This window comes from Empedobacter sp. GD03739 (assembly GCF_029843245.1).
Lineage (GTDB): Bacteria > Bacteroidota > Bacteroidia > Flavobacteriales > Weeksellaceae > Empedobacter > Empedobacter falsenii_B.
In genome coordinates this window covers 1-2,474 of sequence record NZ_JAOCHX010000093.1, presented here as the reverse complement: position 1 = coordinate 2,474, position 2,474 = coordinate 1, and the positions used below count along the sequence as shown (strand labels likewise).

Annotated in this window: 1 protein-coding gene; it reads right to left on the bottom strand. The window is 32.5% G+C overall.

Annotated features, from left to right (window positions below; genetic code table 11):
* Positions 1 to 323: 323 nt before the first annotated feature.
* Positions 324 to 2,474 (bottom strand): VapE domain-containing protein (locus N5E64_RS15495; RefSeq protein WP_347881241.1); only part of this gene is annotated, 2,151 nt, incomplete at its 5' end.

Sequence of the window (2,474 nt, the reverse complement as noted above, 5' to 3'; positions counted from 1 at the left end):
GAAGATATTAATGCAATAAGGAGAACCAATGGTTCTCCTTTTCTTTGATTTTAGCTTATGTTTCCAGTTTTTTATTTTGAGAATTTTACAATTTTTTCTTTTGGTCAAATTTGGTTACTTTCCTTACTTGGTATAATTCGTTGTATATTTGAGTATTACAATGAAATTTTAACGTTTTTTGAGTACTTAAAAAGTAAGGAAAAGTAAGGGGATTTTTGCACATAGTATTGAGATTTTTGATGTTAGATTTTAGATATTAGATATTTCGACAAGCTCAATATGACAATTAGGATGAGATTCTGAAACGAGTTCAGAATGACATTTTAGTCTAACTCTTTGTTCATTTTTTGTACTTGATCGTATTCTAATTCTTTGACTGCATAGACATACGAACCATTTTTTGAAATCCTCATAAAACCGTGTTTCTTTAATGCTTTACCCAATTGATTTACTGTTCCGCTATTAATGTTGATGTTACTGAAAAAAGCTAACCTTGTAGCTATTTGGGTTGCATTTAAAAAGGCATTTGCTGTTTCTTTATCGGCTTTCTCGAACCAGGTTAATAGCAATTCTTCTTCTGGGGATTTGATTTGGTATTGCTCGTTGTTTTGGTTGATGTTTTTAATTTCTTCGTTGTTAAACCAATATCTAAATCCTTGATCTATTAATTGTAGGGCTTGTTTGTAGCAATTATCTAAATTTACGTTGTGATGGTATTCAATATGTTCTACTTCAAAACATAAGAATCTTCTTGAACCAGTAGTATCATTTAGGAATTGAGCTGTATTTACCGAACCTGCAAATGATGCTCTACGTGGTAAGGTTTCATTGTTGTGTCCGTATGCTTTTCTCATTCTGATATGGGATTTCGTTATGATTTCTTTTAAAGAACCGATTTCTGTTTTATTTAGGTTTTCTAATTCGTCTAAGTTGATTAACATACATTCTGCCAAATGGATTAAGGTGTCTTTGTTGTTTGGATTAATCGTACCTGAAAACAAATAGTCTTTTAAAGGTTTAGGTACTAACTTTTCCATCCACGTTGTTTTTCCTATTCCTTGTTTCCCACTGAACACAATAACTGTTTGATTGACTACTTTTTCGTTGGTTACACAAGCCACCATTGCAACAAACCATTTCTTGAAACACTCTAACCATAATTCTTGATTGGTAGTTGTGATGGTATTGGCTAATTCGGTGATGTAATCTACTTCTTGATTTATCTCTGGCAACGTCGAAAAATAATCTTTGAATGGATCAAATTGTTCGACATAATCCGACATTAATAAATAGCGTAATCCTTGAATACTGCATTTGACTTTAGCTTTTAATACTTCTCTTAAAATTGAGTTTTCTACAAAGTCGGTTATTGGTTTATACATTTGGTTGCGAACCTTTTTGTATTCCAACTTTCCTGTTACAATGTTGTACCTAAAGTTGTACCTTTTATTTAGGAACATTTCCAATCGTTCTATGGCAGCAGGTTTTTCTTCGTCATCGTCGATTTCTTCCTCGTTTGTTGAACTACTTTTCGGATTTGTCTTTTCCTTTGTTTTCGGTGTTTTATACACCTTATCAGTACCAAATTCGTGTGTATTGTTGTACGCACTTTTTACTGCATTCATTACTTCGATTTCGTTGTAATTGTAATCGGATAAAATGAAGCCTAATGCTTCTGCATAACTGATTCCTTTTCGGTTTAGGTTACACGCTAATTGATGTACAAAGTTATTTCTGTTTCCTTCGACGTAATCCATTTTCTGTTTTGTGAATCTAACGCAATGTTCAATGAGCGTATTCGTATCTGGTGTAAATGGGTTTTGATACGTTTCTGTAAAACTATTCTGTGGATGGTTTCGATGTGTTTCATTGAAATGAGATTGATTATTTATTTGGTGAGATCCTGAAACAAGTTCAGAATAACAAGAAAAAATTTCTGCGTTTGGGTTAAAATAGATTTCTGGATCATAAGAATAGAAACATAAACGTGTAATGTCTTTTCCGGATTTATCGATTTCGATTTCTAACGCTTTTTCGTAAAATTCTTTGACAATGTTGTACGTATTTTTGTGTTCGTCTTGATTGGTTGAAACCTTGATGAATAGCTTTAATCCGTTGTTTGATGGACTAATAAATGCCATAAATGTTGTACTTAATTCAATCGCTTTTTGTTTGATTTCGGCAAGCTTATTTTTTTCTACTTTATCAATATCCAGTACGATTAGTTGATTGTAATGTTGGAGGTAGTCTAATTTTCTACCTCCCTTGAATGTTGCACTTGGTGTAAAAGCTAGTAATGATTTCTTTGCTTTTTCGTATGGTTCCATCTTACCTTGTTCTAAGGATTTACGCAAATACAAGATTTGACTTTTGTATGCGCCTTCTTTGATTTCTGTTACGATTTGCTCAACTGGTATGGTGTTTATTACCTCGTTGAAGTTTTGGAATAGGGTGAATTTCATATTTTGTTGTAG